A 25,214-nucleotide genomic window follows, 5' to 3' on the forward strand; every position below is an offset into this window, starting at 1 on the left:
TATCGCGCGCATGCCGACGTGCGCCCTGACGTAGATCAACGTGCGCGCAGGGCGGTTGCCTAGCATGGAGTCATCGTCTTCCTTGGGGACTCCCATGAAAGCGCTCGTCTACGAAGGGCCCGGCAAGATCACCCTGGCCGACAAGCCGAAACCGGAGGTGCAGTCGCCCGGCGACGCCGTCGTGCGTGTCATGTTGACGACGATCTGCGGTACCGATCTGCACATCATCAAGGGCGACGTGCCGACCTGCGAGCCTGGGCGCACCTTGGGCCACGAAGGCGTGGGCGTGGTGGAGTCGGTTGGCGCGGCCGTGACATCACTGCAGCCGGGGGACCATGTGCTGATCTCCTGTATTTCGTCGTGCGGAAAATGTGCGAACTGCCGGCGCGGCATGTACTCGCATTGCGAGACGGGCGGCTGGATCCTGGGCCACCGCATCGACGGCGTGCAGGCCGAGTACGTCCGAATTCCGCATGCGGAGACGAGCCTGTACAAACTGCCGCCTGGCGTTGACGAGGAGGCGCTCGTCATGCTGTCGGACATCTTTCCGACCGGATTCGAATGCGGCGTGCTGAACGGCCGTGTTCAGCCCGGCAACAGCGTGGCGATCGTGGGCGCAGGCCCCATCGGGCTGGCCTCGCTACTGACGGCCCAGTTCTACTCGCCGGCGCAGATCATCATGATTGACACGAATACCGCGCGGCTAGAAGTGGCGGGCCGGCTGGGCGCGACCGCGTGTATCGATGTCTCCAGTGAAGACGCCGTAGCCACCGTGAAGCGGCTGACGGATGGCGTGGGCGTCGATTGTGCGATCGAGGCGGTGGGCGTGCCCGCGACGTTCGAACTCTGCCAGCAACTGGTTGCGCCGGGTGGCGTGATTGCGAACATCGGCGTGCATGGCGTGAAGGCAGACCTGCATCTGGAAACGTTGTGGAGCCAGAACATCGCCATCACCACGAGGTTGGTCGATACGGTCAGCACACCGATGCTCCTAAAGACGGTGCGTGCGGGCAAGCTGCTGCCGGGCCAGCTCATTACGCACCGCTTCAAGCTCGATGACATCCTCACCGCCTACGACACCTTCCGCAACGCTGCGAAGACCCAGGCGCTCAAGGTGATCATCTCCGCCTAGATGGCGACACATGTTCGGTGACTTTTCAGCTCTGTGAGGTGGATGCCATGAGTGCGGCGATGCTCCTGTCTTACGACCCTGTGCAACATCTACTGCCGCAGCCCACATCCCATGCTGCGCCGGCAACCATAGCGCTGGCGCCGCCGCTATTGGATGGCGGCAACATGTTGGCGGCGGCGCTTGCCAAGCGGAAAAGCGTGCGGGAGTTCGCACCGACGCCGCTATCGCTGCAGCAACTGAGCGACTTGCTATGGGCGGCGAATGGCATCAATCGGCCGGAAACCGGCGGGCGCACCGCGCCTTCTGCGCATGGCCTGAACGAGATCGACATCTACGTCGCGCTGCCTGAGGGCGTCTACGAATACGAACCTGGGGCGCACCGCCTGCGCCTCAAGCACGCCGTGGATGCGCGCAACCTCACGGGGTATCAGGATTTTGTGGGGAAGGCCCCGCTGGATCTGGTGTACGTCGTGAACCATGCCCGTGCGGACCAGATGCCCGAAGCCGTGCGCGACACCTTTTGCGGCGTAGCGGCCGGTGCGATCTCGCAGAACGTGTCGCTCTACTGTGCCGCGGTCGGGCTGGGCTGTGTGGTGCGCGGCTGGCTCAACCAGCGCCTGCTGGCAGAGGCCTTGTCGCTCAACGAAGACGAGGTACCGGTGCTGGCGCAGACAGTCGGCCACCCGGCCGCTTAGCGATGAGGTATGACATGAGCCACGCAAGTCGTCTTTTGCAACGCTGCCTGTTCGCCGCATTGGCGTTGGCTGCCAGCGCGCACGCCGGTGCAGCCGGGCCAGATGCAGCGGCGGCTCCGGAAGTCCGCTTCCAGAACGAGATCGCCTATGTGTCCGGCGGCGTGGGAAGCGACGAGCGCGACACCCTGCACGCGATGGCGCGTCGTTTCAACGTGCGGCTGAACGTGGTGTCGGCCAGAACCGGCGAGGCGCTGTCGGACGTGGATGTGTCGGTTGCGGATGATCGCGGCAAGCTCCGTTTGCGCGTGCGCACGGAGGGCCCGCTTCTGTATATGCGCTTGCCCCGCGGGCACTATCAGATCACGGCCGCATATCGCGGAGCGATGCAAACGCTGGGCGTTCGCGCAGGCGCGCAGCCCGTCGATGCGGTCGTGCGGTTGCGTATCGAGCCTGGCGCAGACGAGTGGCTGCTGTGCAAGCGCGGCTGCCCGCGCGCTGGCGCGCGTCCGGCAACACGATAAGGCCGTCATGACAACACATCGCATTGCGCTCATCACCGGTGGCATGGGCGGCCTGGTCCAGGCCATTGCCATCCGTCTTCATGAGCAAGGGCACCGGGTTGTGGTCACCCATTCATTGGGCAATACGCATGCGATCGCATGAGTAACGCGTGCGCACGCCGACGATGTCTCAGGACTGTGGCGAGCGTTTTCCATTGGCCTCCACCAGCATGCGCTCCACGTGCGTGAACGCTTCGTGAAGTGCGACGTAGGGGTCTTCGTGGGACGTATTGCTGGACACATGCGTCTGATGCGGCGCGAACACGTGGACGTGCACGTCGAACGGCTTGCCCTTGTGCTGATGCTTGGCCCCCACGGTAAGGCTGACACGGCAGCGTTCCAGATCGCCACGAATACGCGTCAAGCGGTCTGCACGGTCGATAACGGCCTCTTCGACGGCCTTGGAATGCGCAACACCCTGGAAAGAAATATCGACTGGAAGACTCATGGTTAGGCTCCGGTGGGTCTGGTTGCGGGAGTAGACATCGATGCGTTCATTGTTGATCGCATGATTTCCGGCACCTTGACTCGGATCAAACCGTTTGGCCCAGCAGGCGACATGTTGCAGTGCAGAGACAGGCGGGCCGAGGTGGTGTCTCCCGCCCGGCGTCACATGGTCCGCTTCAACAGCGGAAGCAGCGTGTCGAGCGGGCGCGCATTGACCAGGCCTCTACGCGCACAGACGGCGTCCGTGGCGTCCGTGGAGGCCAAACCAAACGCGGCTACTTCGTCTGATTTCCGCCGTCCGTATAAGCGTCACGCTTGCCCTTTGCGCCTTCTGTGTATGGATCGAACTTGCCGCGTCTCGATCCCTCTGTGTACGGATCGCGCTTGGCCTGCTTGGCGCCGTCCGTATAAGGGTCACGCTTGCCTTTTGCGCCTTCCGTGTAAGGGTCGAACTTGCCGCGTCTCGATCCCTCTGTGTACGGGTCGGGCCTGGCTTGTTTTGCACCCTCCGTGTAGGGGTTGATTTTGTCAGCCCCCTGTCCGTTGTCACCCTGTGCCGCGTCGCTCTTACTTTGTGCGTACACCGAAGTGGACGCCGCAGCGATGACGAGTACCGTCATCATGAGTTTTCCGCGCATTTTTCTGCTCCTGCAAACAAATCCAGTCGATCCAATGGTTTCCGTCTACCGCGTGTGCGTCCGACGGCTATTTCAAGAATAGGCAGCTGTGGGAGACGCTCGTTGACAGGAATCAAGCTCGTCTCCACCGTCGATGCGTGCCTGGCACATCGCTTCCTGCGTGCGTATCTTCTTCCGCGACGACGAGCCGTCAGGCGCCTTGCGCGCGCCTGGACGCAGCGTGCGTTTGCAGCGGCGATTGGGCTTGCGTAGCCGATGCGGCGATCACGTTGAAGGTGTTGACCAACGTCTGCCAGGAGTCGAGAGACGCGATCAACAGTTGCGCTGGGGACGCAGCCGTCCCGGGCCGATGTTGGAATTGATCGTGCCATTCGGTGGCCTGCCGAAGATATGAGCGCTGTGCATCGTTAAGCAGATCGGTCCATTGGCGAACAGCGTTGGCACTTTGGTTCGCTTGCTGCTTCATGTATGCGCTCTGTGCCGAAGCCAGCGCACTCCAGTCTTTGACTGTGTCCAGCTGACCCTCCAACTTGGACAGATTCTCCAGCGCCGTTTCCGCCATCTTGACGCGAAGGCGCGCGAGTTGAAGTTGGCTATCGACGAAGAACTCGGCTGCGCGGCTGGCGTCGCGCATGGTGGCGCAGGCGAGATTGCAGGCTGCATCAGTAGGCTGTGGCATCACGATCTCCGGTTGACCTGACTGCAGGGTAGGCACTTCGTCATTGCCGGAATTGACCTGACGCAAATCTCCAGATCGGCGTCGCATCGGCCTCTGATGGCACGGCGTTCCTCACGCGGTTTGCTGCCAGGGCTGAAAACCCGAAAGAAAGCGCGGTCAAGGAACTTGAGAGCGCCATCCGCAAGGCCGCGTCGCGCGGTACCGCATGACGCAAGCAGCGGCGGAGGTGCTCTACACATCTCCATGCCGGGCAGGCCGCAATCACGTCGATGGATACGGCCACCGGTGGGCGAGTGGCGCGAGCAGTATTGCGTTGTTGAGGCACGTCAAAACGCTGGACGTAGCGCAAATTAGGCTAATAGGTCAGGTCGCTTTGGTGCCGCATTGCTGCTGAATGCGATCAAGGAAGCCGTGAGGCGGTTTGCCGTCAGGCTCAACGGTCTTCCATGCAGCCTCGAAAGGTGCAGCGTGAGGTTGGCTTCTGAGCGAGCCGAGCCGCTTTGCGGCCCCTATTTCGTGCACGTCGAGATGGAGGAGCAGGGGCGTGAGCTTGCAACGGACCAGGCGTCGGACCTGGATGTACATGTCGCGCTTCTCAATGCCCTGCGAGACATGCATGACATGGTGAGGGCCGCTGGATCGAGACGCCGATGTGCTGCCTGACCAATGGCTGACCGCTGTGCCTCCTGGAGGTGTGCAATGCCGGAAATCGTCACGCTGACGGTCAATCCCGCAATCGATATCGCCACGTCGGTGGAGCGCTTGACGGATACGCACAAGATGCGCTGCACGCCGGCGCGCTGTGACCCCGGAGGCGGCGGCATCAACGTCGCGCGCGTCGTCCATCGCCTCGGCGGCGATTGCCTCGCCATCTACCTGGCCGGCGGCCCGATGGCTGAGCGATTGGGGCGCCTTCTATCGGCAGAGGGCCTGCCATTCGTCGCCCTTGGGATTGAAGGCGAGACGCGTGAGAACTTTTCCGTGACGGAACTGTGCAGCCACCGCGAATTCCGTTTCGTCATGCCTGGGCCGGTCGTTTCGGAAACCGAATGGCACCGCTGCCTGGCGTATCTCGATGCACTGCAGCCTGCGCCGCGCTACCTTGTGCTCAGCGGAAGCCTGCCGCTCGGGGTTGCCGACGATTTCTACGCACGCATCATTGATCAGGTCCGGGCGCGTGGCAGCCGCGTCGTACTGGACGCCTCGGGGCCGGCATTGCGTGTTGCGTTGCTGCATGCGCCATACCTGATCAAGCCCAGCCTGAACGAGCTTCGCCAACTGACCGGGCGCGCGTTGGAGACGGAGGCGGATTGCATGCAGACAGCGCAGGAGATTGTCCGCAACGGGCACGCGCATGCGGTCGCGCTCACCCTGGGCGCAGGCGGCGCCATGCTTGTCACGCAGGAGGAGATTGTTCGTGCCGGTGCCGTCGCTACGTCATTGCTCAGCACGATTGGGGCGGGCGACAGCTTCGTGGGCGGAATGGTGTGGGCGCTCAACCGCGATGCAGCCATGCGAGAGGCATTTCGGTACGGCATGGCTGCCGCAGCAGCGGCGTTGAGCCATGCGGGTACCGAACTCGGCAGCGCCGCCGAGATCGAGCAGCGCTTCGCCGAGGTCTCATTGTCTTGAGGCGTGTTCGCTTTGGCTCGGTTTTCGGCGGCGTAGATGATCGATCTGCTAATGCGGCTGTTTCGCGGGCAGCGGAGACGGAGCGCCCGAAGGGGAACCCGCCTCCGATTTCGGGGCCGGCATCGGCGTCACATTTCCAGTCAGGATCATGTCGAGATCGTGGCGGTCGACCACCTCTTTTTCCAGCAGCATGCGTGAGAGCGCTTCCAGCCTGGAGCGCTGGGCTTCCAGCGTGGCTTTCACGCGCGCGCTGGCATCGGACAACACTTTGCGCACTTCCGCATCGATCATCTGCGCTGTGTCTTCGCTGTACTCCTTGCGCTCGCGCTGCATCAGGCCTGCGCCGGCAAGGAGGGGGTTCGGCGTCTGCTCGTAGGTGGCCAGGCCAAGCTGTTCGCTCATTCCAAACTGGGTAATCATCTGCCGCGCCATGTCGGTTGCGCGTTGCAAGTCGTTCTGCGCACCGGTCGACACGTCGTGGTACACGATCTGCTCGGCAACGTAGCCGCCCAGCAGCACGTCGAGGCGGTCGAGCAACTCGCTCCGCTTGAGAAGGTAGCGGTCCTCGGTCGGGGTCTGCTGCGTGTAGCCGAGTGCGGCGATACCTCGCGGAATGATCGACACCTTCGAAACGCGATCGGCCAGGGGCCGGTGTTCGGCCACGATGGCATGCCCGGCTTCGTGGTAGGCGATCGTCTCCTTTTCCGTGGCGTTCATCACGCGGTTCTTCTTCTCCAGGCCGCCCACGATGCGGTCAAGCGCCTCGTCAAAGTCGATGGTCTCCACCGCGGCTTTGCCTTCGCGCGCGGCAAGAAGTGCCGCCTCATTGACGAGGTTGGCCAGGTCGGCACCCGCAAAGCCCGGCGTCCGGGCGGCGATCTTGCTGAGGTCCACATCGGCCCCGAGCGTGACGTTTTTGGCGTGGACCTTGAGGATCTGCTCCCGCCCCTTGAGGTCCGGCCGGTCCAGCGCGATATGGCGATCGAACCGGCCTGGACGAAGCAGAGCGGGGTCGAGTATTTCGGGCCGGTTCGTGGCGGCCATGATGATGACGCCCTTGTTGCTGTCAAAACCGTCCATCTCGACCAGAAGCTGGTTCAGCGTCTGCTCGCGCTCTTCATTGCCGCCAACGACGTTGAACGCGCGCGTCTTGCCCAGGGCATCGAGTTCATCGATGAAGATGATGCAGGGCGCCATGGATTCAGCCTGGCTGAACAGGTCGCGCACGCGCGCCGCACCCACGCCGACGAACATCTCGACAAATTCCGACCCGCTCATGCTGAAGAAGGGCACAGCCGCTTCACCGGCAACTGCCTTGGCAAGCAGGGTCTTGCCGGTGCCGGGCGCACCCACAAGCAACACGCCTTTGGGAATCCGGCCGCCCAGGAGCTGATAGCGCAGCGGCTCTTTCAGAAAGCTCACGATTTCCGACAGCTCGTCCTTGGCTTCGTCGATACCGGCAACATCGGCAAAGGTCACGCCGGTTTCCTTTTGCATGTAGACCTTTGCCTTGCTCTTGCCGATTTCCATCAGCCCGCCGGCCGCGGCCCCGCCCATGCGCCGGATCAGGAAGTTCCAAACAGCGAAGAACAGCAGCGCAGGCACAACCCACGAGAGTAGCGTGCTCAGCCATTTGTTGTCAGGCCGACCAACGAATCGCACCTTGGCTGCCTCCAGCTCCTGAACAAGGGCCGGGTCATTCACACGAAGCGTCTGGAACGGATGGTCGCCCTTGCCCGTGCGGCGGATGAGATCGATCTGCTGCTGCGTCAGCAACGCCTCGATACCCTCCGTCGAGAAGGTGCCGGTGATGTCCTGCTCGCCAATGGCGACGTCCTTGATCTTGCCCGCGTGCAGCAGGGCCTTGAAGTCGCTGTAGGGGAGGGTGTCCGTCTGCTCGGACATGAACAGCGCCTGGAACGCCAGCATGCTCAACGCGACGATGACGGCGTACCAGAGTGAAAACCTCTGTTGCTGCGGCTTCATGCTCTCTTTCACGATTTCACCTTCGCATGGTCGTGCGTCATCTGGCGTCCTGATCGAACCTTGATGTTCGTGCCTGGGCCGGAAAGACGGTTGATGCGGATCAACCCCTGCGCAGGTCGTCGTTGCACTTTCAGCGGCGTGCCCGCGATGGCGGAAACAGCCTCCAGCACCCCGCGCGGTGACGGAAGAAGAGGATGACAAGCGGGCGGGCCGATGTTGTCAGCTCGGCCTGTACGCAGCCGCAGTCGACGCCGGGACAATGCAGGCGCGAGATGCGCAGATTCGGTGCGTCGCGCACGCCAAACCATTTGGTGACCAGCTCGCGCAACGTGGTTTCGTATTGGGGCATGGTGCGATTCGCCGTCATGCGGCCTGGGTCGGCTGCTGGGCAGTGCGCCATTCGGCGGACAGCGCCAGCAGCATCAGCTTGAACAGCATGCGCGCAGCCCGGACGGGGCTTTTCAGGCAGGCCTGCACCTGTGCGCTGCGGCATTCGCCGAACAGGCACCACGAACAGAAATGCTCGCAGTTGTTGGTGAGCAGTCGGTAGTTGCGTTCCCCCAAGCGCGACCCCGCACGGCGGGCGACCTCTTCGCCGTCGTAGCAGGGGCTGGCATCGCACTGGATGGTCACCGCAAAACCGCATGCAAAGCAGGCAATGGAGATGCGCTCCACGGGGCCACGGCGCTGACGGCGAGAGAAGCCGGCGTAGTGAATGACCTGCCCATTGCCGACATAGATGCCGTGGTGCCGGTATCCATCGCGGCCCGCTACAAGGTGCGCGCCTACCGGAAGCACAGCGTCGAAAGCGGCGAGATCGTGCGGTTCATCCCACTGGGCGATGCACTCGATGTTCTGGCTCATGGCGCGCTCCGTTGTACTGGCTGGGCGTTGTCGTATTCCGGGGCGAATCGACAAGGCGCTGCTTGCTTGTTGGCGTGTCACCAGTATTGGCAGCGCATTCGCCGGCGTCATGCAGGCTGCGCTGAGAATGCTGTCGGAGCGGCGGGTTCCCATGTCAGGAAAGCCTGACACCGGGGGCGGTACCTCGGAAGCGATGTGCTTGATACGAGCCGCGCGACGCCCGGTCCGACGCCTGCCGTGCGCCGCCGTTGATCTGCCGCAAGGCGCTCCGAAACTGTCGTGCCACGATGAATGTGCTCACCCCGAGATCCCGGGGACCACTCACCAGGAGGCAGTCATGAGTCAACTCAAGCGTTATGACCCGTTCGCCATGGAGCCGGTCGGCGACATCTTCCAAGGGCTTCTGCGCTCGTTTCGCGGCGGGATGGACGGTGCGTTGCCGTTCAAGGTGGACGTGACGGAGTCGGACAAGGCCTACAACGTGGTCGCAGAAATCCCGGGCGCGAAGAAGGAAGACATTGACGTGACAGTCGATCGCGGCACGGTCATGATCTCGGCCAAGGTGGAACGCAACTCCGAAGAGAAGGAAGGCGAACGCGTCATCCGCAGCGAGCGCTACAGCGGCGCCATGCAGCGCATGTTCACGCTCGATGCGGCCGTCGACGAAAGCAAGGTCGATGCGACATACGAGAACGGGCTGCTGCGCGTGACGCTGCCCAAGAAGGAAGCGTCGCCGCAGCAGCGCGTGACGATTCGCTGAGTGTCAGGGGCGATCGCATGCGGCTGCAATTTCTCGGCGCGACCGACACGGTGACGGGCTCCAAGTACGTGCTTGAGACCGGCGGGCGCCGGGTCATGGTCGACTGTGGCCTGTTCCAGGGCTACAAGTCACTGCGTCTGCGCAACTGGGACAAGCTCGCCGTCAACCCGCACCACATCGATGCGGTCGTGCTCACGCATGCCCATATCGACCACAGCGGCTACCTGCCGCTGCTCGTGCGCAATGGCTTTCATGGCCCGGTTTATTGCACGAAGGGCACCGCCGAACTGTGCAACATCCTGCTGCCTGACAGTGCCCGCCTTGCGCAGGAGGATGCACAGTACGCGAATGCCGAAGGGTTCTCCCGTCATCATCCGGCCTTGCCCCTCTACGACGAAAAGGATGCCGCCAGGGCGTTACGCCGGCTGCATCCCGTTGACTATGGCGAGCGTTTTCCCGTTGCGGAGGGCGTGGAGGCGGAGTTCCACCGAGCAGGGCACATCATCGGTGCGGCCACGGCGACATTGTTCGCGGAGGGCCGGCGCGTCGTCTTTTCCGGCGACCTGGGGCGGCAGATCGACCCCGTCATGCGCCCACCCGAGCCCATTGCCGAGGCCGATACCCTGCTGGTCGAATCCACCTATGGCGACCGCGTGCATCCGGAAGGCGACCCGCTCGATGCGCTGCAACAGGTCGTGCAGCGAACCATTGGGCAGGGCGGCACGCTGCTGATTCCCGCCTTTGCGGTCGGGCGCACGCAAGAGCTTCTGTATTGCCTCTACGTGCTGATTCGCGAACGTCGGATTCCGCATGTGCCGATCTACCTCGACAGCCCGATGGCCGAACTGGCGACCGAGGTATTTGCGCGCCATGTCGACGATCTGCATATCGGCGCCTCCGACTGTCAGGCGGCCTGCGCATTGGCCGTTCCGGTGCAGAGCCCTGAACAGTCCAGGCATCTGGGTAGCGATCGCGCGCCCAAGATCATTCTTGCCGCAAGCGGCATGGCTACGGGCGGACGGGTGCTGCATCACCTGAAGAGCTTTGGCGGAGGTAAGCGCAACGCCATCCTGATGTCTGGCTTCCAGGCGGCCGGCACGCGGGGCGCGGCGCTGTTGGCCGGCCAACGGGCGTTGCGCGTGCACGGACGCGAGGTTGCCATCCGGGCCTCGGTGGAGCAGATCCAGAATCTGTCCGCCCATGCGGATGCCAATGAACTGATGGCCTGGCTGCGCGGCTTTACGCGACCGCCACGGCAGACCTTCATCGTGCATGGCGAGCCGGCCGCCAGTGACGCCTTGCGCCAGCGCATCGAGCACGAACTGCTGTGGCCGGTTCGCATGCCTGAGTATCGCCAGTCCTACGATCTGGAGGGCGCATGACCGCCCCGGCCGTTGGTCTGGACCCGCAGCGCCTGCTGATCGCCATGCCGGGCTGCGACACCGCCGCCATGCGGCTTGCCATCCCGCTGAGCGCGGAATTGGGCCACGCCGCCGTGAGCCACTTTCCGGACGGTGAGTCCTATGTGCGGCTTTACACGCCTGTGCACGGGGCGGAAGTGGCCATTGTCTGCACACTCGATCATCCCGACGAGAAGCTGTTGCCGTTGCTCTGGCTGGCGATTGCGGCACGCCAGGGTGGGGCGCGCCGCGTCGGCCTGATTGCGCCGTATCTGCCGTACATGCGGCAGGACGTCATCTTCAATGCGGGCGAGATTCGCGCTGCGGAACACTTTGCCGGCTTGCTCGACCCCGTGTTCGACTGGCTCGTCACGGTGGATCCGCATCTGCATCGCATCGCGCATCTGTCGGATGTCTATCGCATGCCGACGGTCGCCGTGGAAGCCGCGCCTGCCATTGCCGCATGGATCCAAGCGCATGTGCAAGCGCCGTTCCTGATCGGGCCCGACGACGAAAGCCGGCAGTGGGTGGAGCAGGTAGCCGGTCTTTGCAACGCCCCATGGGCGGCGCTGACCAAGACGCGACACAGTGCGTGGCACGTGGAAATTGCAGCGTTGCCGGATATTCCACCGCGGTGTGTGCCGGTGCTTGTCGACGACATCATCTCCACCGGGCGCACGATGCTCGCGGCTGCGAATCTGCTGCAGCGCGCCGGCAAGTCGCGGCCGGTTTGCGTTGGCGTGCATGCCGTGTTCGCCGCCGACGCGTACAGCCAGCTTTGTGCGGCCAGCGCAGAGGTGGTCACGTGCGACACCATCCCCCACCCCTCGAACGAGATTGCATTGACAGCGCCGCTGGTCGACGCCGTTTCGAGCATGTTCGATTTACCCCTGCCGTCGAACAAGCGGGTGCTTGTTTGATCAGGGCTTCGTATCTGGAGGCCATCATGAAAGAAATCCGGTTCCTGCCTGACGAGCCGGCCTACTGCGCAGCGGGGCCGCGTCTGCAATGCCGCGCGTCTGTCGATGGCAGCTCCGCAAGCTACGCGATCACTGCAGAGGCACTCGAAGACCATTTCGGTGCGCGCTCCTGCCGCTCGGATGATCTGCTCGCCGCGTTCAATGTGCATCGCGGCGATATCGAAAATGTCGCACGCATGCTGTTCGAGCAAACCGGCTCCAAGGAGATTACGCTGCACAGCGGGCACTTCCGCTTCGCCGGCTGACGTGGCTGTCATGAGCACTCGCTCCATGCCCGCGGTTGACGCCGCCGTAGTGCCACAGGGATGCCTCAGCTTCAAGGCGCTTGGCATTGACACGTGGCAGGAGCACGTCATCTACATGCATCCGGACAGCGCGATCTGCCGGTCGGAAGGCTTTACCGCGCAGGCCCGTGTGGAAGTCCAGATCGGGCAGCGATCGACGATCGCCACGCTGAACCTGGTCGGGTCGGAGCTGCTAGAGAAGCATGAGGTGAGCCTCTCGGCCGCCGCGGTCGATGCGTTGATGGCACGCCCGGGTGACGAGGTCTGCGTCAGGCATGCGCCGTCGCTCGAGTCTTTGCGTGCCTTGCGGGCCAAGATCTACGGTGGGCATCTGGACGCCAGGCAGCTGCACGAGATCATTGCGGACATTTCGAACGAGCGCTATGCCGATGTCCATATCGCAGCCTTCCTGAGTGCCTGCGCATCGGGCCGCATGACCATCAAGGAAACCATCGATCTCACACAGGCGATGGTCGACTCGGGCGAGCGCCTGCAGTGGGATCGCGCCGTCGTGGCAGACAAGCACTGCGTGGGCGGGTTGCCTGGCAACCGCACGAGCCCCATCGTGGTAGCCATCTGTGCGGCGGCGGGGCTGCTGCTGCCCAAAACGTCGTCACGCGCCATCACCTCGCCGGCAGGCACCGCAGACATGATGGAAACGCTCACGCGCGTCAACCTGACCGCTGCGGAACTGCGATGCGTGGTGGGGCAGGTCGGGGCATCGCTTGCGTGGGGCGGGGCGCTGAGCCTCAGCCCGGCGGACGACGTGCTGATTCGCGTGGAAAGGGCGCTCGATGTCGACAGCGATGCCCAGTTGGTGGCGTCCATTCTCTCCAAGAAGATCGCGGCCGGGTCGACCCATGTGTTGATCGACGTGCCCGTGGGCCCAACGGCGAAAGTCCGCAGTGTCGAAGACCTCGAGCGCCTGGAACTGCTGCTCAAGCGCGTGGCCCAGGCGTTTGATGTGCAGGTGTTGATGGTGCGCACGGATGGTGCACAACCCGTTGGCCGCGGGATCGGCCCCGCGCTGGAAGCGAGAGACGTTCTGGCCGTGCTGCAGCGTTCTCCTACGGCGCCGTTCGACTTGCGGGAGCGGTCCCTATTGCTGGCCGGCGCGTTGCTGGAGTTCTGCGGCGCTGCTGTTGCCGGAACGGGGCTCGACATGGCAAGCGGCTTGCTGGACAGCGGTGCTGCGTGGCGGAAGTTCGAAGCGATCTGCGAGGCGCAGGGCGGCTTGCGCATCCCCGGCGAAGCCGTCTTCCGCCGCGACGTGGTTGCCGATCGAAATGGCGTCGTCACGAACATCGACAACCGCCACCTTGCCCGCATCGCAAAGCTTGCGGGCGCGCCGATGCGTCAAGTCGCAGGGGTGGAAATCCATGTGCGATTGCGGGATCAGGTGAGTGTTGGGCAGCCGCTGTTCACCATCCACGCGCAGGCTTCGGGCGAGCTGGAGTATTCGTCGGCCTACGCGATGACGCATGCTGTGGTGGATTTATCCCCGATGGGAATCGTTTGACGTTGATTGCACATCGTTGGTGGTGCGGCATCGTCAAATGAAAGGCACATTGCGTTACAATCCGCGCATGCCACGTGCGACTGCAAGCCTCTCGCTTCGGGCAATGCTGCTGTTGACCATCGTGTTGATGCAGCTGCTCAGCCCGCTTCTGCACGGCCATCTCGGAACACCGAAACAATCTGGCCTGCACGTGCACACCGCACTTCCTGCTGCGGTTGATTCTCATTTCGCACCCATCTCGTTTACCCATCGGCCTTCCGCTGAAACGTCGGCCACGACGGATCTCCATGGCCTGGCATTGACGAGTCCGGAACCCTTCGAGGTTGATGTCGAGCCCGCCATGGGCCCGGCGGACCTTGCCGCGTTTCTTTGGGCAGCGGCGGCCGCTGGCGTTTCTGCGCTGACGTTCCTCCTCCTTGCAGCGCTTGCTCGCGCCGCTGCATTGCGTCCCGCCTATCGGCCAACGCCCGTTCGAGCGCGCTGGCGGGATCGCATCAACCGGCCACCTCCGTCTCAAGCACCTCCGCTGCAGTCCTGATCCGTACCCGGTTGACGGCCGGCGTGCGCGTGGCTCCGCAACTTGTTGACTTGCAACAAGCCCTTCGTGTCTGGGTTGGCGATGATGAATGTGTCAGAAGCGCTGTCTTTTGCCGCATTGCGCACGCCCAACGCTACACGGCGGTAGCCACACCGCTCTCCACTGGCCATCCACCGCAAGCGTTTGTCGTTCGCGTCGCATGCAAGCGCTGAGCGACGGTTGATTTTCAGGTTGCTCCGCGTACGCGCGGCAATCAGGGGCGGCGCCCGCAGCGCGCCTCCGAGGATTGGAGTCAGGCATGTCTTTCAAACGAATCTTCACCGCCAGTGCGTGTGTTGCGCTGATCGTGTGCCCGCTCGGGCAGGCCGTTGCCCAAGCAGGTGCCCAGGCGGTGCCGCTGTCTGCGGAGCAGGCGCGCTCGCTTGGCGTGCGCTTCAGCCCGGTCGACAGTGCTTCCGTGCTGGAGGTGGGCACGCACGCGCGCGTCGTCTTCAAGCCGGATGCGCAATATGTGGTGGCAGCGCCGTACGCGGGCATGGTGCCGCGGGTGTTGGTGTCGGTCGGGCAAACCGTCCGCACGGGCCAGCCGCTGGCGGGTTTTCTGAGCCCGCAACTCTTCGAAACGAGCCGCGCACTTACGGAAGCCAATTCGCAGGCGCGGCTCGCACAGCAGTCGCTCTCGCGCGACAAGGCCCTTTACGACGACGGCATCATCGCTGCAAGCCGCTGGCAGGCAACGCAGGCGCGGGCCGCTGAAGCCAGCGCCATGGTCAAGGCGCGCAGGGCGGAGCTGGCTTCCGCAGGCATCGCATTCACCGGCACGGGCGGTGAGGCGCAATTGGTTGCCAGCCGTGGCGGTGTCGTGTCGGAAGTGAACGCCGTTCCGGGCGCGCGAGTGGAAGCGGCGGCACCGCTTTTCAGGATCGTCGACCCGGCTGCCCTGGAGCTGGACCTGCTCGTCGGACGCGATATACCGGTGCCGGCCACAGGCGATCGCGTGGAGGTCGCGCAACGCGGCGCGGGCGGCACCGTCATTGGTGTCGCGCCTTCCGGTGACGGCACGGCAGGCGTGCGGGTGCGCGCATCGCTGGAGCGACGTGGAGACCTGCGCGCCGGAGAGAGTGTCAACGTCACGCTCAAGCTGAGGGGGCAGGCCAACGCGAGCGCCCCCGGCCTGCTGCGGGTGCCTGTGGCCGCGCTGGCCTATGTGCGGGGCGTGCCGGGCGTGTTTGTCGCGACCGATAGAGGCTTCCGCTTCCAGGAGGTCGCCGTCGCCAGTACGGACGACGCCATCGCTGTCGTTCGTGCCGACCTTCCGGCCGGTGCGCGCGTAGCGGTCGCAGGTGTCGGTGCGCTCAAGGGCTTGCTGGCGGGAGAGCAGTGATGTTGCCCCGCCTGATTGAGTTTTCGTTGCGCCAGCGCGTGCTGGTGCTGATCGCGGCTGGCGTGCTGGCAGTGGCCGGCGTCTGGGCGTATCTGAACCTGCCGATCGACGCGTTTCCCGATATCTCGCCGACGCAGGTCAAAGTCGTGCTGAAGGTGCCGGGCATGACACCAGAGGAGGTTGAGCAGCGCGTTTCGACGCCCATCGAGCAGGAACTGCTCGGCCTGCCGCACAAGACGATCGTGCGCTCGGTGTCCAAGTACGGCATCAGCGATGTGACGGTCGATTTTGAAGAAGGGGTGGACGTTTACTGGGCACGCCAGCAGGTGTCGGAACGCCTGGCCGGCTTGGCGCGCGATCTGCCGTCGACGGCCGTGGGCGGCCTGGCGCCCATCACCACGCCGCTCGGCGAGATGTTCATGTTCACGGTGGAGGGCGATGGCTATTCCCTGGCCGAACGGCGCCGTGTGCTGGACTGGGTGATCCGGCCGGCGCTGCGCACCGTGCCGGGCGTGGCTGACGTTAACGCCCTCGGCGGCGAGGTGCGCAGCTATGAGGTGACACCTGATCCGGCCCGATTGCGCGCACGCGGCGTCACGCTCGAACAATTGCGTCAGGCGCTGGACGCCAACAATCGCAACGACGGAGCAGGGCGGCTGGACCGCGGAGACGAGCATTGGGTCGTGCGCGTAGAAGGTGGCGTGCGCGGGCTGGATGATCTGCGCGCGATTGTCGTGGTGCCGGCTCAGGGCTTGTCTTCCGCGTCTGCGGTCACGGTTGGCGATGTTGCGACCGTGCGGATGGGTGAGGCCACCCGCAACGGCGCCGTCAGCAAAGACGGCAACGGCGAGGCGGTTGAAGGACTGGTCCTGGGCCTGCGCGGCAGCGACGCACGCAAGCTCGTGGAGGCGGTGCAGGCGCGGCTCGATGCGCTCGGCCCGCAACTGCCAAAGGGCATGTCGACCCACGTCTTCTACAACCGCGGCGAGCTCGTCACCCGCGCAGCCAATACCGTGGTTCGTGCGTTGATTGAAGCCAGCGTGCTGGTTGTCATCACGTTGTACCTGTTCCTGGGCGGGGTGCGGGCGGCGCTCGTTGTGGCGGCGACGCTGCCGCTGTCGATGCTGGCGACGTTCCTGCTGATGCGCTATGTGGGCCTGACGGCCAACCTGATGAGTCTCGGCGGTCTGGCCATTGCGCTGGGCATGCTCGTGGACGCCGCCGTCGTCGTGGTCGAGAACATCGAGACGGCCATGGCGCGTGCGCAAGACCACAAGACAGATCCGGCGTTGCGCGGTGCGGTCATCCGCCATGCAGTGGCCACGGTAGCGGTACCGATGCTGTCGGGCGTGTCGATCATTGCCATCGTGTTTCTGCCGCTGCTGTCGTTGCAGGGCCTGGAAGGCAAGCTCTTCGGACCGGTGGCGCTGACCATCGTGCTGGCGCTGGCCTCGTCCGTGGTGATTGCGTTTACGGTGGTTCCGGCGCTCGCTTCGTTGCTCTTGCTGGCGCATGCAGACGAGCCGCCCTGGCTGATGCGCAAGGTCGCGGCCGGCTTTGCGCGAATCCAGGCATGGACGACAACGCATCGCCGCACGGTGTTCAGTCTGGCCGGCGTGGCGCTCGCGCTGGCCGTGGTGCTCTACATATCAGTCGGCAAGACGTTCATGCCGACGATGGATGAGGGCGATCTGATCGTCCAGTTGCAGAAGGCGCCGTCTGTTTCGCTCGCGGCGTCGCTCGACATGGACCAACGTGTGCAACAGGCGCTGCTCAAGGAGGTGCCGGAAATACGCTCGATTGTCGCGCGTTCGGGTTCGGATGATCTTGGCCTGGACCCGATGGGCCTGAATGAAACCGATACGTTCCTGGTACTCAAGCCAAAGGACCAGTGGCGCGGCAGCAAGGAAGACATCGCGATAGCGATCCGGCGTGTGATGGAGCGCTTTCCCGGCGTCATCTACGGCTTCACTCAGCCCATTGAGATGCGTGTCTCGGAGATGCTGACCGGCACGCGCGGCGACGTTGCCATCAAGCTGTTTGGCAGCGACCTGGCCGCCATCGATGCGGCCGCGCAGGCCATCGCTGCGAAGGTCCGCACCATCCCCGGTGCAGCCGAGGTGATTGCGCCCAGCAACAGCGGCGTGCAGTACCTGAAGGTGTCGCTGGATCGCGCTGCAGTCGGTCAGGCCGGCTTCTCCGGCGATGCCCTGCAGGCACAACTGCGCGCGCTGATCGAGGGTGACCGGATTGGCGTGGTGCCCGAAGGCATCGTCCGCACGCCGCTCATCTTGCGTGGCGGAGCAGGCTTGCGGCAGGCCCCCGAAAACCTCACCAGCCTTCTGGTGACGGCACCCGACGGCAAGGTATGGCCTCTCACCTCCCTCGCGCGTATCGAACGCGTGGACGGCCCCGTGCGTATCAACCACGAAGACGGCGCCCGGTTTGCCGTGATCCAGGCCAATGTCGACGGTCGAGACCTGGCCGGTTTCGTGCAGGAGGCCCAGGCAGCCGTCGGTGGCATTGGCACCTTGCCGAAAGGGCTGCGCGTGGTGTGGGGCGGTCAGTTCGAGAACCAACAACGCGCCGCAGCGCGCCTTGCGCTGGTGGTTCCACTGGCCCTGGGCGCGATCTTCCTCTTGTTGATGCTGACGTTCCGCTCGGTGCGGCAGGCCGTGCTCGTGGTCGCCAACATTCCGTTCGCGCTCGTGGGCGGCATTGCGGCGCTGCGCATATCGGGCGAGTACCTCTCGGTGCCGGCCTCCGTCGGCTTCATCGCGTTGCTCGGGATCGCCGTGCTCAACGGCGTGGTGCTGGTGTCGCACTTCAACACGCTGCTGGAATCCGGTATTGGCATGGCGCAAGCTGTGCGCGACGGCGTGCGAGACCGCCTGCGGCCCGTCCTGATGACGGCCTGCATCACCGCGCTGGGCATGATTCCGCTCCTGCTGGCCAGCGGGCCAGGGTCAGAAATTCAGCGGCCGCTGGCGATCGTCGTATCCGGCGGGCTTATCTCTTCGACCGCGCTGACGCTGCTTCTTCTGCCCCTGCTGTTTGAACGTTTTGGGTTGCCTCGGCCGCGCGCGGCCGCCGGGCAGGGAGATTCACAATGAAGTTGGAACTGTTTCGCATCGCATTGGCGGGAGCGGGCGCGATGCTGCTTTGGACTGCTGCGGCGCAAGCGCAAGCGCAAGAGCAAGGTTCGCCGAGCTATCTACCCGCCGAGAGCGCCGTGCGCGAGGCCGTCGCACAGTCGCCCGACGTGCTGGCGGCAGAGGCCCGCCGCGATGCCGTACTGGCCCGCGCTGAAGGCATCCGCATGGGCACGGCTGAAACGGTGGTGCGTGCCATTGGTCAAGGCCGACAGGTGCGCGACCCTTCCGAGCGCCATGCCGAAGGGCAGATTGCCGTGGAACGGCCATTGCGGCTATGGGGCAAAGCGCAAGCCGACGGGCAGCTTGCCGATGCGGCTACCGAGGCCGGCCAGCTTGCCGTCAAGGACGCGCGCCATGAGGCATCGCGTCAGATTCTGGCCCTCTGGTTTGCAGCCGTGCGCGCAGGCCAGGCACGCCAGGCGGCGCAGGAAAATGCCAAGGCCGCCGCCGATCTGGCGACGTTGACGGCGAGAAGGGTACAGCTGGGGGATGCGTCCCGCCTGGAGGCCGAGCTGGCCGCAGCCGACCGCGCGCGCATGCAGGCCGCGCTGGCGACTGCCGAGGCGACGGAACGGACGGCGCAGGCAGAGCTGCGAGCCCGGTTTCCGGGACTGGGCAATCCCGCGTTGGGCGCCGATTCCGCGCTCCCAGCGTTGCCGCGCGATCCACACGATCCACCAGATCGTCTGCGCACCCAGTACATCCAGGACAGCCACGAATACCGGCTCGCCATGGCAGAAGAGGCGCAGGCGCAGCAGAAGGCCAAGCGCGCCGATCTGGAGCGTCGGCCGGACCCGACTGTCGGAATGTTCGTTACGGTGGAGCGCGGCGGTGCCGAACGCATCATGGGCGTGAGCGTTGCCATGCCGATCGGGTCGGCACATCGTCGCACAGCGGCGGTGGCGGCCGCTGCCGATGCGGAAACGGCGGCACGGCGCAGGCTGGGCGCGGAGCGGCGGCTGGGTGCCGAATTCGACGTCCTCTACGGCAACTTGCAAGGCAAGCGGGCGAGCGCGCAAGCGCAAATGGAAGCGGCTACGCTGCAGAAAAGCGCTTCCGACAGGGCAACCCGTGCGTATCGCGCAGGGGAGTCGGGCCTGACGGAGCTATTGGCCGCGCGCCGCAGTCTGGCCGAGGCGCAACTGGCCGAGCGGCTTGCCCGCGTCGACCTGCTGGAAGCCGACAGCCGCCTTCAACTCGATCTGCATCGGATGTGGGATTTCGACGATTGACCTGCAACCGCTTGACCGCTCACTCAACACATTCTGGATAACGCTATGCAAACAGAACTGAAATATTCGCCCACGATGCGCGCGCTCCATTGGCTGGTGGTCCTGGCGGTGTCGATCGCCGTCGTGGCCATCGAAATCATGGATTTCTTCCCGAAAGGCAGTGCCGAGCGCGCAGCGCTATTTATTGTTCACCAGACAGCGGGCCTCTCCGTGCTCGCCTTGATGGTGTTGCGCCTGTTGGCCCGGGTGGCCACGCAGGCCCCGCCACCGGTTCCGGGCACACCGCTAGTGCAGCTTGCGGCGCGACTCACGCATGGCGCGCTCTACGCCCTGATGGTCGGGATGCCCGTCCTGGGCCTGTTGGCACTGGCCTGGGGCGGCAAGCCGATTCAACCGTTCGGGCTGAATCTGCCGCTGGCGCTCACGCAAGACAAGACCTTGGCGCACTGGTCCAAGGAAATTCATGAGTCGGGCGCCACGCTGGTCTATATCGCAGTCGGGCTGCATGCCGCTGCGGCGCTCTGGCACGAGTTCATCCTGAAGGATCGGCTGCTGCGCCGCATGCTGTAGTCAACATGGGCACATGAGCACATGAAGACTGCGCCGACCACGGACTCCACGATGCACTCCACGCGCTTGCTCGCCAACGTTGCGTTGCTTGCCGGGTCGGCGCTGACCTTGGCAGCGGGGTTATGGGCGCGGTATGTCGGTGCCGATGCGCTGGCGCAGCAACTCTGGCTGATCGGCGTGGTGCCGAACTGGCTCGCCTTGGCCGTCACGATTGTCCAGTCGCTGATGCGACGGCAGGCCGGCGTGGATGTTCTGGCGGTGATGTCGATCAGCTTTGCGCTGCTGTCTGGCGAGGTGCTGGTGTCGGCGGTCATTGCGTTGATGCTGGCGACGGGCCGCACGTTGGAAGACTTTGCCCAGGCGCGCGCGCAGCGCGAGATGACCGCGTTGCTCGGCCACGCGCCCAAGCGGGCGAATCGCTTCGACGACGGTCAGTGGCGCCAGGTCAGTCTGGAGACGGTGCAAGCCGGTGACCGGTTGCTGGTGCGACACGGCGAAGTCGTGCCGGTGGACGGCACGCTGTCCGAGCCCGCCGATCTCGATGAATCCACGTTGACCGGAGAATCGCTCACCCGTCATCGTTTGCCCGCAGATGCCATTTGCAGCGGCGTGCTCAATGTGGGCGCCGCTTTCGAAATGATCGCGAGTGCGTCAGCCGAGAAAAGCACGTTTGCCGGCGTTGTCCGCCTCGTCGGCGCGGCGCAGTCAGAGCGCAGCCCTTCGGTGAGGCTGGCTGACCGATATGCCTTTGCCTTTGGCGGCGTCGCCATTCTTCTGGCCGGGGCAAGCTGGATCCTCACGGGCGATTCGGCGCGTTGTCTTGCCGTGCTCGTCGTTGCCACGCCGTGTCCGTTGATCCTGGCCGTGCCGGTCGCCATCGTTTCCGGGCTGTCGCGCTGCGCCAAACGGGGCGTACTCGTCAAAGGCGGTAGCGCGCTGGAGCGACTGGCATTGGCCGACACGCTGTTCTTCGACAAAACGGGCACGCTCACCAGCGGATATGCACGATTGGTCGACATTGAATGCGCACCGCAGTACGCGCCGGATGTTGTGCTTGGGCTTGCGGGCTCACTCGCGCAGGCGTCGAACCACGTTACGGCCGAAGCCGTCGCCAAGGCCGCGCGGGAGCAGGGCGCCACGCTGCGATTGCCAAGCGCCGTTGAGGAGAGCCCAGGCGCCGGCGTCTGCGGCCGCGTTGAAGGGCATGTCGTTTCCATCGGCGCGTTGCCTTATGTCTTGGGTTCGGCCGCCGTGCCGGCCTGGGTGGAAGCGTTCGTCAAGCGCGTGAGCTATGGCGGTGCGTCAGCCGTTTTTGTCGGTGTGGATGGCGCACTGGTGGGCGCATTGCAGTTGATCGACCGCGTTCGCCTTGAAGCGCCACGAGCGCTGCGCCTCCTGCGCCGAGAGGGCATCGCACGGCAGGCGATGTTGACCGGCGATCGGGCAGACGTTGCGGAATCGGTCGGATCCATGCTGGGGGTGACGGAGGTCTATGCGGCGCTGTCGCCGGCGGCCAAGCTCGCGGCGATTCGGGATGCCCGCGCCAATGGCACGGTCATCATGGTCGGTGATGGCGTCAACGATGCGCCTGCGCTGGCCGCGGCGGACATTGGCGTGGCCATGGGTGCACGCGGCGCTGCCGCCTCTTCGGAGGCCGCGGACATTGTCTTGCTGGTGGACCGCCTGGACCGGCTCGTTGATGCGGTCCGGATCGCGCACCGCACACGCCGCATCGCGTTGCAGAGCGTGATGATCGGCATGTCGTTGTCGCTGGCCGCCATGGTTGTCGCTGCGCTGGGCCATCTACCGCCGTTGGGGGGTGCGCTGCTGCAGGAGGTGATTGATGTATTGGCAATCGCCAACGCGTTGCGGGCGCTACTGCCCGCACAAGACGAGGCGATCCGTTCAATGATCTCTGCAGACGTCGAACGTCTGAAGGCCGAACACGCCGAGCTGGAGCCCATTCTCGGCCGCATCCGCGTCGTCGCAGACTCGCTGCCGCATATGGCGGGCGCTGCGGCGAAAGCCGCGCTGCTGTCGCTCAACCAATCCTTGGAAGATGTCCTGCTGCCGCATGAGCGCCGAGACGATACCCAGCTGTACCCGGACGTCGCGCGCCTGCTCGGCGGAGACGACCCGATGGCGGCAATGAGCGCCATGCATCGCGAGATATTCCGCGTGACGAACCTGTTGGGCCGTATCGTGGCGGATGTTTCCCCGGACGGACCCGATGCCGCTGTGACACAAGAGCTGCAACGCCTGCTGTATGGGCTCGATGCCATCCTGCGGCTGCATTGCGCGCAAGAAGACGAACTGTTCCATGTGCTGGGTGGAGAGGCCTGAACGCCATGACAAACCTGCTCGCGTTGTTCGCGACCATCTTCTTGCTGAACGTGATGCCGGCCTTCGCACCGCCCACGTGGATGGTGATGTCATGGGTTGGCTTCTCCCGGCCCGATGCGAACCCGGAGCTTCTTGCGGGCGTTGCTGCCTGCGCGGCAACCCTTGGGCGCTTGGTCCTTGCGAGGCTGTCCTGCACACTTGTACGCAACCGCTGGATGCGCGAGGCGGATCGTCAGAACGTCGACGTGGTGCGAGCCTGGTTGGAAGAGCGCAAGGGTATGACGGTCGGCCTGATGCTCGCCTACGCCTTCAGCCCGTTTCCGTCCAACTACATCTTCATTGCGTACGGTTTGACCGGGATGCGGCTATGGCTGATCGGCGTGCCGTTCTTCATTGGCCGCTGGATCAGCTATCTGACCTGGACGCACATTGCCCAGATCGGCGCCCGTTATCTGGATGAGGAGACGGAGATCGACGGGGCGTATATGGGCGTGTACTTCGTCGTGTCGCAGGTCGTGTTTCTCGCGCTCGTTTATGGGTTCGCCAAAGTGGATTGGCGGCACTTTTTACAAACGAAGCGTCTACGCTGGCGGCACCGGGAATCGCTCGCATCGGCATCCGAAGACACACAAACAAAAGCAGGGCGATGAGTTGAGTCTGGACGAGCTGGCCCGGCACCGCGGCGACAATGCGTTTTTTACCGGCGCCTGGGCGCCACGTTTGCACCCATGGGAAGTCCATCCTGACGTTGCGCCCGCGGTAAAAGGTGCGGCCGCGTCTGCAACACCCTACAATGCCGTGGCTGGCGACCTGCCGGCTTCCCCACCTGGCGGCTCTAATGCAACTGCCCTACGGCGTATTAAAGGTCCTTCCTGAACCGTATATCGTCGTAGACGAGCGGCTCTTCATCGTTTTCGCGAATACGGCGGCGCGCGACACGCTCATGCTCCCGCTTCAAGAGGGGCAAGCGCTCGATCTGCAAGCGGATACGCTTCTCGATGCCATTTTGGGTGTCATTCAGCGCGCTTCTGCGCAAACGATTGAACTCCATGGGCGCAGCGGTGCCCGCTTCCAAGCGGAGATCCTGCCTGAGGGCGAAGAAGCGTCGCCCGGTCGCGCCATCATCCGGTTCCACCGCGTTTCTGAGCACCGCCGAGGCAGTGGCCGCGCTGACGACGCGTTTCAAGACGAGGCCATGCTTCGCATGGCGGTTGAAGCGGCCGAGATCGGCACGTTCTACTGCCCGATGCCGCTGGACAAGATCGTCTGGAATGCCAAGTGCAAAGAGCATTTCTGGCTTCCGCCCGATGCCGAGGTCGATATCGGCGTTTTCTATGCGCGGTTGCATCCAGACGATGTCGAACATACGCGCGAGGCCGTCGAAGCGGCCGTGTACCGCGCCATGCTCTATGACATCGAGTACCGCACGCTGTCGCCGTCGGGTGACGTGCGTTGGGTGCGGGCGATGGGCCGCACGCGGTATTCCGAATCCGGCGACCCCGCCCAGTTTGACGGGATCACGATCGACATCACCAAGCAGAAACTGGTGGAAAAGGAGCGGGACCGGCTGCTGGAGCACGAGCGGCTTCGCCGTCAGGAAGCGCAAACCGCAAGCTCGCTCAAGGACTCGTTGATCGCGACGGTTTCGCATGAACTCCGCACGCCGCTCAATGCAATCAAAGCCTGGACCGAGGTGCTGGCAGCCAAGGCGACCGACCCTGAGGCTGTCATGCGGTGTGTCGAGGTGCTGCATCGAAACATCGATGCACAGGCACGACTCGTCGACGATCTGTTGGACGTCAATCGAGCCGCAACCGACAAACTGGTCATTGAAACCGAGCCGCTGCGCATCGAGAACATTGTCTCGGCGGAGGTCCAAAGTTGGATGCCGATTGCGCAACGCAAGCAGATCGATCTGCGCTATCGGCTCGAAGCCGGGGGCGGCGTGGTGGGTGACGCGGTACGTCTGCGCCAGATCATCTCGAACGTGCTCAGCAATGCAATGCGCTACACGCCTGCGGGTGGGCACATCGATGTTGTTGTCACCTTGGACGGCCCCTTCGTGAAGGTGGCAATGTCCGACAGCGGCAAGGGCATCCCGCCGGAGAAGCTGGAAACGATTTTTGAGCCGTTTGCGCAGCTGGGCGCGTCGCGTCCCAAGGATCACGGCGGGTTGGGTCTCGGGCTCGCCATTGCGCGCAAGCTCGCCACGCTGCACGGCGGCACGTTGACAGCGACGAGCGCTGGCGAAGGGATGGGCGCCACATTCGTCCTGGCCGTCCCGCTTGAGGCCGTCAGCGCTGCGACGATGGGCGCGGCCGCCGCCAGCTCCGAGAATCTGCTGGCAGAAGCGCCAGTCGCCGCGTTGATGGCGGCGCCGCACACCGCTGTATCGGTGTCGTGACATTCCCAACGG

General features: G+C 64.3%; 24 protein-coding genes and 1 pseudogene. 18 read left to right on the forward strand and 7 right to left on the reverse strand.

Going from position 1 to position 25,214, the window contains the following annotated elements:
* The first annotated feature begins 94 nt into the window (after window positions 1-94).
* The 4 genes and pseudogenes from R2669_RS00930 to R2669_RS00945 all read left to right on the forward strand — a co-directional run.
* Window positions 95-1,132: a zinc-dependent alcohol dehydrogenase family protein gene (locus tag R2669_RS00930; RefSeq protein ID WP_316898010.1), complete on the forward strand. Its 1,038-nt coding sequence runs from the start codon at window positions 95-97 to the stop codon at window positions 1,130-1,132.
* 47 nt (window positions 1,133-1,179) lie between these two features.
* The gene (locus tag R2669_RS00935) at window positions 1,180-1,827 is read left to right on the forward strand and encodes a SagB/ThcOx family dehydrogenase (RefSeq protein WP_316898011.1); all 648 of its coding nucleotides are present in this window, start codon (window positions 1,180-1,182) and stop codon (window positions 1,825-1,827) included.
* A gap of 14 nt (window positions 1,828-1,841) precedes the next feature.
* The gene (locus R2669_RS00940; RefSeq protein WP_316891148.1) at window positions 1,842-2,348 is read left to right on the forward strand and encodes a hypothetical protein; all 507 of its coding nucleotides are present in this window, start codon (window positions 1,842-1,844) and stop codon (window positions 2,346-2,348) included.
* Between the two features lie 7 nt (window positions 2,349-2,355).
* A pseudogene (locus R2669_RS00945) lies at window positions 2,356-2,481 on the forward strand (beta-ketoacyl-ACP reductase); the annotation flags it as partial.
* Window positions 2,482-2,517: 36 nt separating this feature from the next.
* Here the strand turns inward: R2669_RS00945 and R2669_RS00950 are convergent.
* The 4 genes from R2669_RS00950 to R2669_RS00965 all read right to left on the reverse strand — a co-directional run bounded on the left by R2669_RS00950 (window position 2,518) and on the right by R2669_RS00965 (window position 4,736).
* Window positions 2,518-2,835: an HPF/RaiA family ribosome-associated protein gene (locus tag R2669_RS00950; RefSeq protein ID WP_147217050.1), complete on the reverse strand. Its 318-nt coding sequence runs from the start codon at window positions 2,833-2,835 to the stop codon at window positions 2,518-2,520.
* A 274-nt stretch (window positions 2,836-3,109) separates the two neighbouring features.
* Window positions 3,110-3,472, reverse strand: coding sequence for a hypothetical protein (locus R2669_RS00955; protein WP_316898013.1), 363 nt, complete (start codon window positions 3,470-3,472; stop codon window positions 3,110-3,112).
* Between the two features lie 190 nt (window positions 3,473-3,662).
* Window positions 3,663-4,238 (reverse strand): hypothetical protein, encoded by a 576-nt coding sequence (locus tag R2669_RS00960; protein ID WP_316898015.1) that lies wholly within the window; start codon window positions 4,236-4,238, stop codon window positions 3,663-3,665.
* A gap of 276 nt (window positions 4,239-4,514) precedes the next feature.
* Window positions 4,515-4,736 carry a hypothetical protein gene (locus R2669_RS00965; protein ID WP_316898017.1) on the reverse strand — a complete coding sequence of 74 codons (222 nt, stop codon included), beginning with the start codon at window positions 4,734-4,736 and terminating at the stop codon, window positions 4,515-4,517.
* Between the two features lie 114 nt (window positions 4,737-4,850).
* Between R2669_RS00965 and R2669_RS00970 the strand changes: the two genes are divergently transcribed.
* Entirely contained in the window at window positions 4,851-5,783 is a 933-nt protein-coding gene (locus R2669_RS00970; RefSeq protein ID WP_316898018.1) for a 1-phosphofructokinase family hexose kinase, read from the forward strand.
* A gap of 48 nt (window positions 5,784-5,831) precedes the next feature.
* Here R2669_RS00970 and ftsH read toward each other — a convergent pair whose 3' ends face one another.
* From ftsH to R2669_RS00985, 3 genes are all read right to left on the reverse strand, one after another.
* Window positions 5,832-7,769, reverse strand: a complete 1,938-nt coding sequence (ftsH, locus tag R2669_RS00975; protein ID WP_316898019.1) for an ATP-dependent zinc metalloprotease FtsH — start codon at window positions 7,767-7,769, stop codon at window positions 5,832-5,834.
* Window positions 7,770-7,899: 130 nt separating this feature from the next.
* Window positions 7,900-8,118: a hypothetical protein gene (locus R2669_RS00980; protein WP_316891153.1), complete on the reverse strand. Its 219-nt coding sequence runs from the start codon at window positions 8,116-8,118 to the stop codon at window positions 7,900-7,902.
* A gap of 14 nt (window positions 8,119-8,132) precedes the next feature.
* Window positions 8,133-8,633, reverse strand: coding sequence for a lecithin retinol acyltransferase family protein (locus R2669_RS00985; protein WP_316898021.1), 501 nt, complete (start codon window positions 8,631-8,633; stop codon window positions 8,133-8,135).
* Window positions 8,634-8,970: 337 nt separating this feature from the next.
* On the opposite strand from R2669_RS00985, the gene R2669_RS00990 reads away from it, so the two are divergent.
* From R2669_RS00990 to R2669_RS01050, 13 genes are all read left to right on the forward strand, one after another.
* Window positions 8,971-9,393: an Hsp20/alpha crystallin family protein gene (locus R2669_RS00990; RefSeq protein ID WP_316876299.1), complete on the forward strand. Its 423-nt coding sequence runs from the start codon at window positions 8,971-8,973 to the stop codon at window positions 9,391-9,393.
* Window positions 9,394-9,410: 17 nt separating this feature from the next.
* Entirely contained in the window at window positions 9,411-10,775 is a 1,365-nt protein-coding gene (locus tag R2669_RS00995) for an MBL fold metallo-hydrolase RNA specificity domain-containing protein (protein WP_316898023.1), read from the forward strand.
* Window positions 10,772-11,713 carry a ribose-phosphate pyrophosphokinase gene (locus tag R2669_RS01000; RefSeq protein WP_316898025.1) on the forward strand — a complete coding sequence of 314 codons (942 nt, stop codon included), beginning with the start codon at window positions 10,772-10,774 and terminating at the stop codon, window positions 11,711-11,713. The genes R2669_RS00995 and R2669_RS01000 overlap by 4 nt, the downstream gene beginning before the upstream one ends.
* A gap of 26 nt (window positions 11,714-11,739) precedes the next feature.
* Window positions 11,740-12,018 (forward strand): DUF1488 family protein, encoded by a 279-nt coding sequence (locus R2669_RS01005; RefSeq protein ID WP_147217034.1) that lies wholly within the window; start codon window positions 11,740-11,742, stop codon window positions 12,016-12,018.
* Between the two features lie 10 nt (window positions 12,019-12,028).
* Window positions 12,029-13,576 (forward strand): thymidine phosphorylase family protein, encoded by a 1,548-nt coding sequence (locus R2669_RS01010; protein ID WP_316898027.1) that lies wholly within the window; start codon window positions 12,029-12,031, stop codon window positions 13,574-13,576.
* Complete coding sequence (locus R2669_RS01015) at window positions 13,539-14,114, forward strand: hypothetical protein (RefSeq protein ID WP_316891157.1); 576 nt, start codon at window positions 13,539-13,541, stop codon at window positions 14,112-14,114. The genes R2669_RS01010 and R2669_RS01015 overlap by 38 nt, the downstream gene beginning before the upstream one ends.
* Window positions 14,115-14,412: 298 nt before the next feature.
* A complete protein-coding gene (locus R2669_RS01020; protein WP_316898029.1) occupies window positions 14,413-15,498 on the forward strand; it encodes an efflux RND transporter periplasmic adaptor subunit in 1,086 nt (361 codons plus the stop codon).
* Window positions 15,498-18,611: an efflux RND transporter permease subunit gene (locus R2669_RS01025; RefSeq protein ID WP_316898030.1), complete on the forward strand. Its 3,114-nt coding sequence runs from the start codon at window positions 15,498-15,500 to the stop codon at window positions 18,609-18,611. Before R2669_RS01020 ends, R2669_RS01025 begins: the two co-directional genes overlap by 1 nt.
* Window positions 18,608-19,885 carry a TolC family protein gene (locus tag R2669_RS01030; protein ID WP_316898032.1) on the forward strand — a complete coding sequence of 426 codons (1,278 nt, stop codon included), beginning with the start codon at window positions 18,608-18,610 and terminating at the stop codon, window positions 19,883-19,885. The genes R2669_RS01025 and R2669_RS01030 overlap by 4 nt, the downstream gene beginning before the upstream one ends.
* Window positions 19,886-19,930: 45 nt before the next feature.
* Window positions 19,931-20,455, forward strand: a complete 525-nt coding sequence (locus R2669_RS01035; RefSeq protein ID WP_316898034.1) for a cytochrome b — start codon at window positions 19,931-19,933, stop codon at window positions 20,453-20,455.
* Between the two features lie 51 nt (window positions 20,456-20,506).
* Window positions 20,507-22,798, forward strand: coding sequence for a heavy metal translocating P-type ATPase (locus tag R2669_RS01040; protein ID WP_316899034.1), 2,292 nt, complete (start codon window positions 20,507-20,509; stop codon window positions 22,796-22,798).
* Between the two features lie 5 nt (window positions 22,799-22,803).
* The gene (locus tag R2669_RS01045) at window positions 22,804-23,448 is read left to right on the forward strand and encodes a hypothetical protein (RefSeq protein ID WP_316898036.1); all 645 of its coding nucleotides are present in this window, start codon (window positions 22,804-22,806) and stop codon (window positions 23,446-23,448) included.
* Between the two features lie 188 nt (window positions 23,449-23,636).
* Complete coding sequence (locus tag R2669_RS01050; protein ID WP_316898038.1) at window positions 23,637-25,202, forward strand: sensor histidine kinase; 1,566 nt, start codon at window positions 23,637-23,639, stop codon at window positions 25,200-25,202.
* Window positions 25,203-25,214 lie beyond the last annotated feature (12 nt).

This window comes from Ralstonia edaphi (assembly GCF_958350185.1).
In the GTDB taxonomy this organism is placed as follows: Bacteria; Pseudomonadota; Gammaproteobacteria; order Burkholderiales; family Burkholderiaceae; genus Ralstonia; species Ralstonia edaphi.

Bases quoted from the DNA above. Each gene is read 5' to 3' on its own strand.
- R2669_RS00985 (WP_316898021.1), bottom strand. From the start codon at position 8,633: ATGAGCCAGAACATCGAGTGCATCGCCCAGTGGGATGAACCGCACGAT.
- R2669_RS00935 (WP_316898011.1), top strand. From the start codon at position 1,180: ATGAGTGCGGCGATGCTCCTGTCTTACGACCCTGTGCAACATCTACTG.
- R2669_RS00990 (WP_316876299.1), top strand. From the start codon at position 8,971: ATGAGTCAACTCAAGCGTTATGACCCGTTCGCCATGGAGCCGGTCGGC.
- R2669_RS01035 (WP_316898034.1), top strand. From the start codon at position 19,931: ATGCAAACAGAACTGAAATATTCGCCCACGATGCGCGCGCTCCATTGG.
- R2669_RS01000 (WP_316898025.1), top strand. From the start codon at position 10,772: ATGACCGCCCCGGCCGTTGGTCTGGACCCGCAGCGCCTGCTGATCGCC.
- R2669_RS01025 (WP_316898030.1), top strand. From the start codon at position 15,498: ATGTTGCCCCGCCTGATTGAGTTTTCGTTGCGCCAGCGCGTGCTGGTG.
- ftsH (WP_316898019.1), bottom strand. From the start codon at position 7,769: ATGAAGCCGCAGCAACAGAGGTTTTCACTCTGGTACGCCGTCATCGTC.
- R2669_RS00970 (WP_316898018.1), top strand. From the start codon at position 4,851: ATGCCGGAAATCGTCACGCTGACGGTCAATCCCGCAATCGATATCGCC.
- R2669_RS00980 (WP_316891153.1), bottom strand. From the start codon at position 8,118: ATGCCCCAATACGAAACCACGTTGCGCGAGCTGGTCACCAAATGGTTT.
- R2669_RS01010 (WP_316898027.1), top strand. From the start codon at position 12,029: ATGAGCACTCGCTCCATGCCCGCGGTTGACGCCGCCGTAGTGCCACAG.
- R2669_RS01050 (WP_316898038.1), top strand. From the start codon at position 23,637: ATGCAACTGCCCTACGGCGTATTAAAGGTCCTTCCTGAACCGTATATC.
- R2669_RS01030 (WP_316898032.1), top strand. From the start codon at position 18,608: ATGAAGTTGGAACTGTTTCGCATCGCATTGGCGGGAGCGGGCGCGATG.
- R2669_RS00940 (WP_316891148.1), top strand. From the start codon at position 1,842: ATGAGCCACGCAAGTCGTCTTTTGCAACGCTGCCTGTTCGCCGCATTG.
- R2669_RS01020 (WP_316898029.1), top strand. From the start codon at position 14,413: ATGTCTTTCAAACGAATCTTCACCGCCAGTGCGTGTGTTGCGCTGATC.
- R2669_RS00965 (WP_316898017.1), bottom strand. From the start codon at position 4,736: ATGTACATCCAGGTCCGACGCCTGGTCCGTTGCAAGCTCACGCCCCTG.
- R2669_RS00955 (WP_316898013.1), bottom strand. From the start codon at position 3,472: ATGCGCGGAAAACTCATGATGACGGTACTCGTCATCGCTGCGGCGTCC.
- R2669_RS00960 (WP_316898015.1), bottom strand. From the start codon at position 4,238: ATGCGACGCCGATCTGGAGATTTGCGTCAGGTCAATTCCGGCAATGAC.
- R2669_RS00930 (WP_316898010.1), top strand. From the start codon at position 95: ATGAAAGCGCTCGTCTACGAAGGGCCCGGCAAGATCACCCTGGCCGAC.
- R2669_RS01005 (WP_147217034.1), top strand. From the start codon at position 11,740: ATGAAAGAAATCCGGTTCCTGCCTGACGAGCCGGCCTACTGCGCAGCG.
- R2669_RS00950 (WP_147217050.1), bottom strand. From the start codon at position 2,835: ATGAGTCTTCCAGTCGATATTTCTTTCCAGGGTGTTGCGCATTCCAAG.
- R2669_RS01045 (WP_316898036.1), top strand. From the start codon at position 22,804: ATGACAAACCTGCTCGCGTTGTTCGCGACCATCTTCTTGCTGAACGTG.
- R2669_RS01015 (WP_316891157.1), top strand. From the start codon at position 13,539: ATGCTGTGGTGGATTTATCCCCGATGGGAATCGTTTGACGTTGATTGC.
- R2669_RS00995 (WP_316898023.1), top strand. From the start codon at position 9,411: ATGCGGCTGCAATTTCTCGGCGCGACCGACACGGTGACGGGCTCCAAG.
- R2669_RS01040 (WP_316899034.1), top strand. From the start codon at position 20,507: ATGCACTCCACGCGCTTGCTCGCCAACGTTGCGTTGCTTGCCGGGTCG.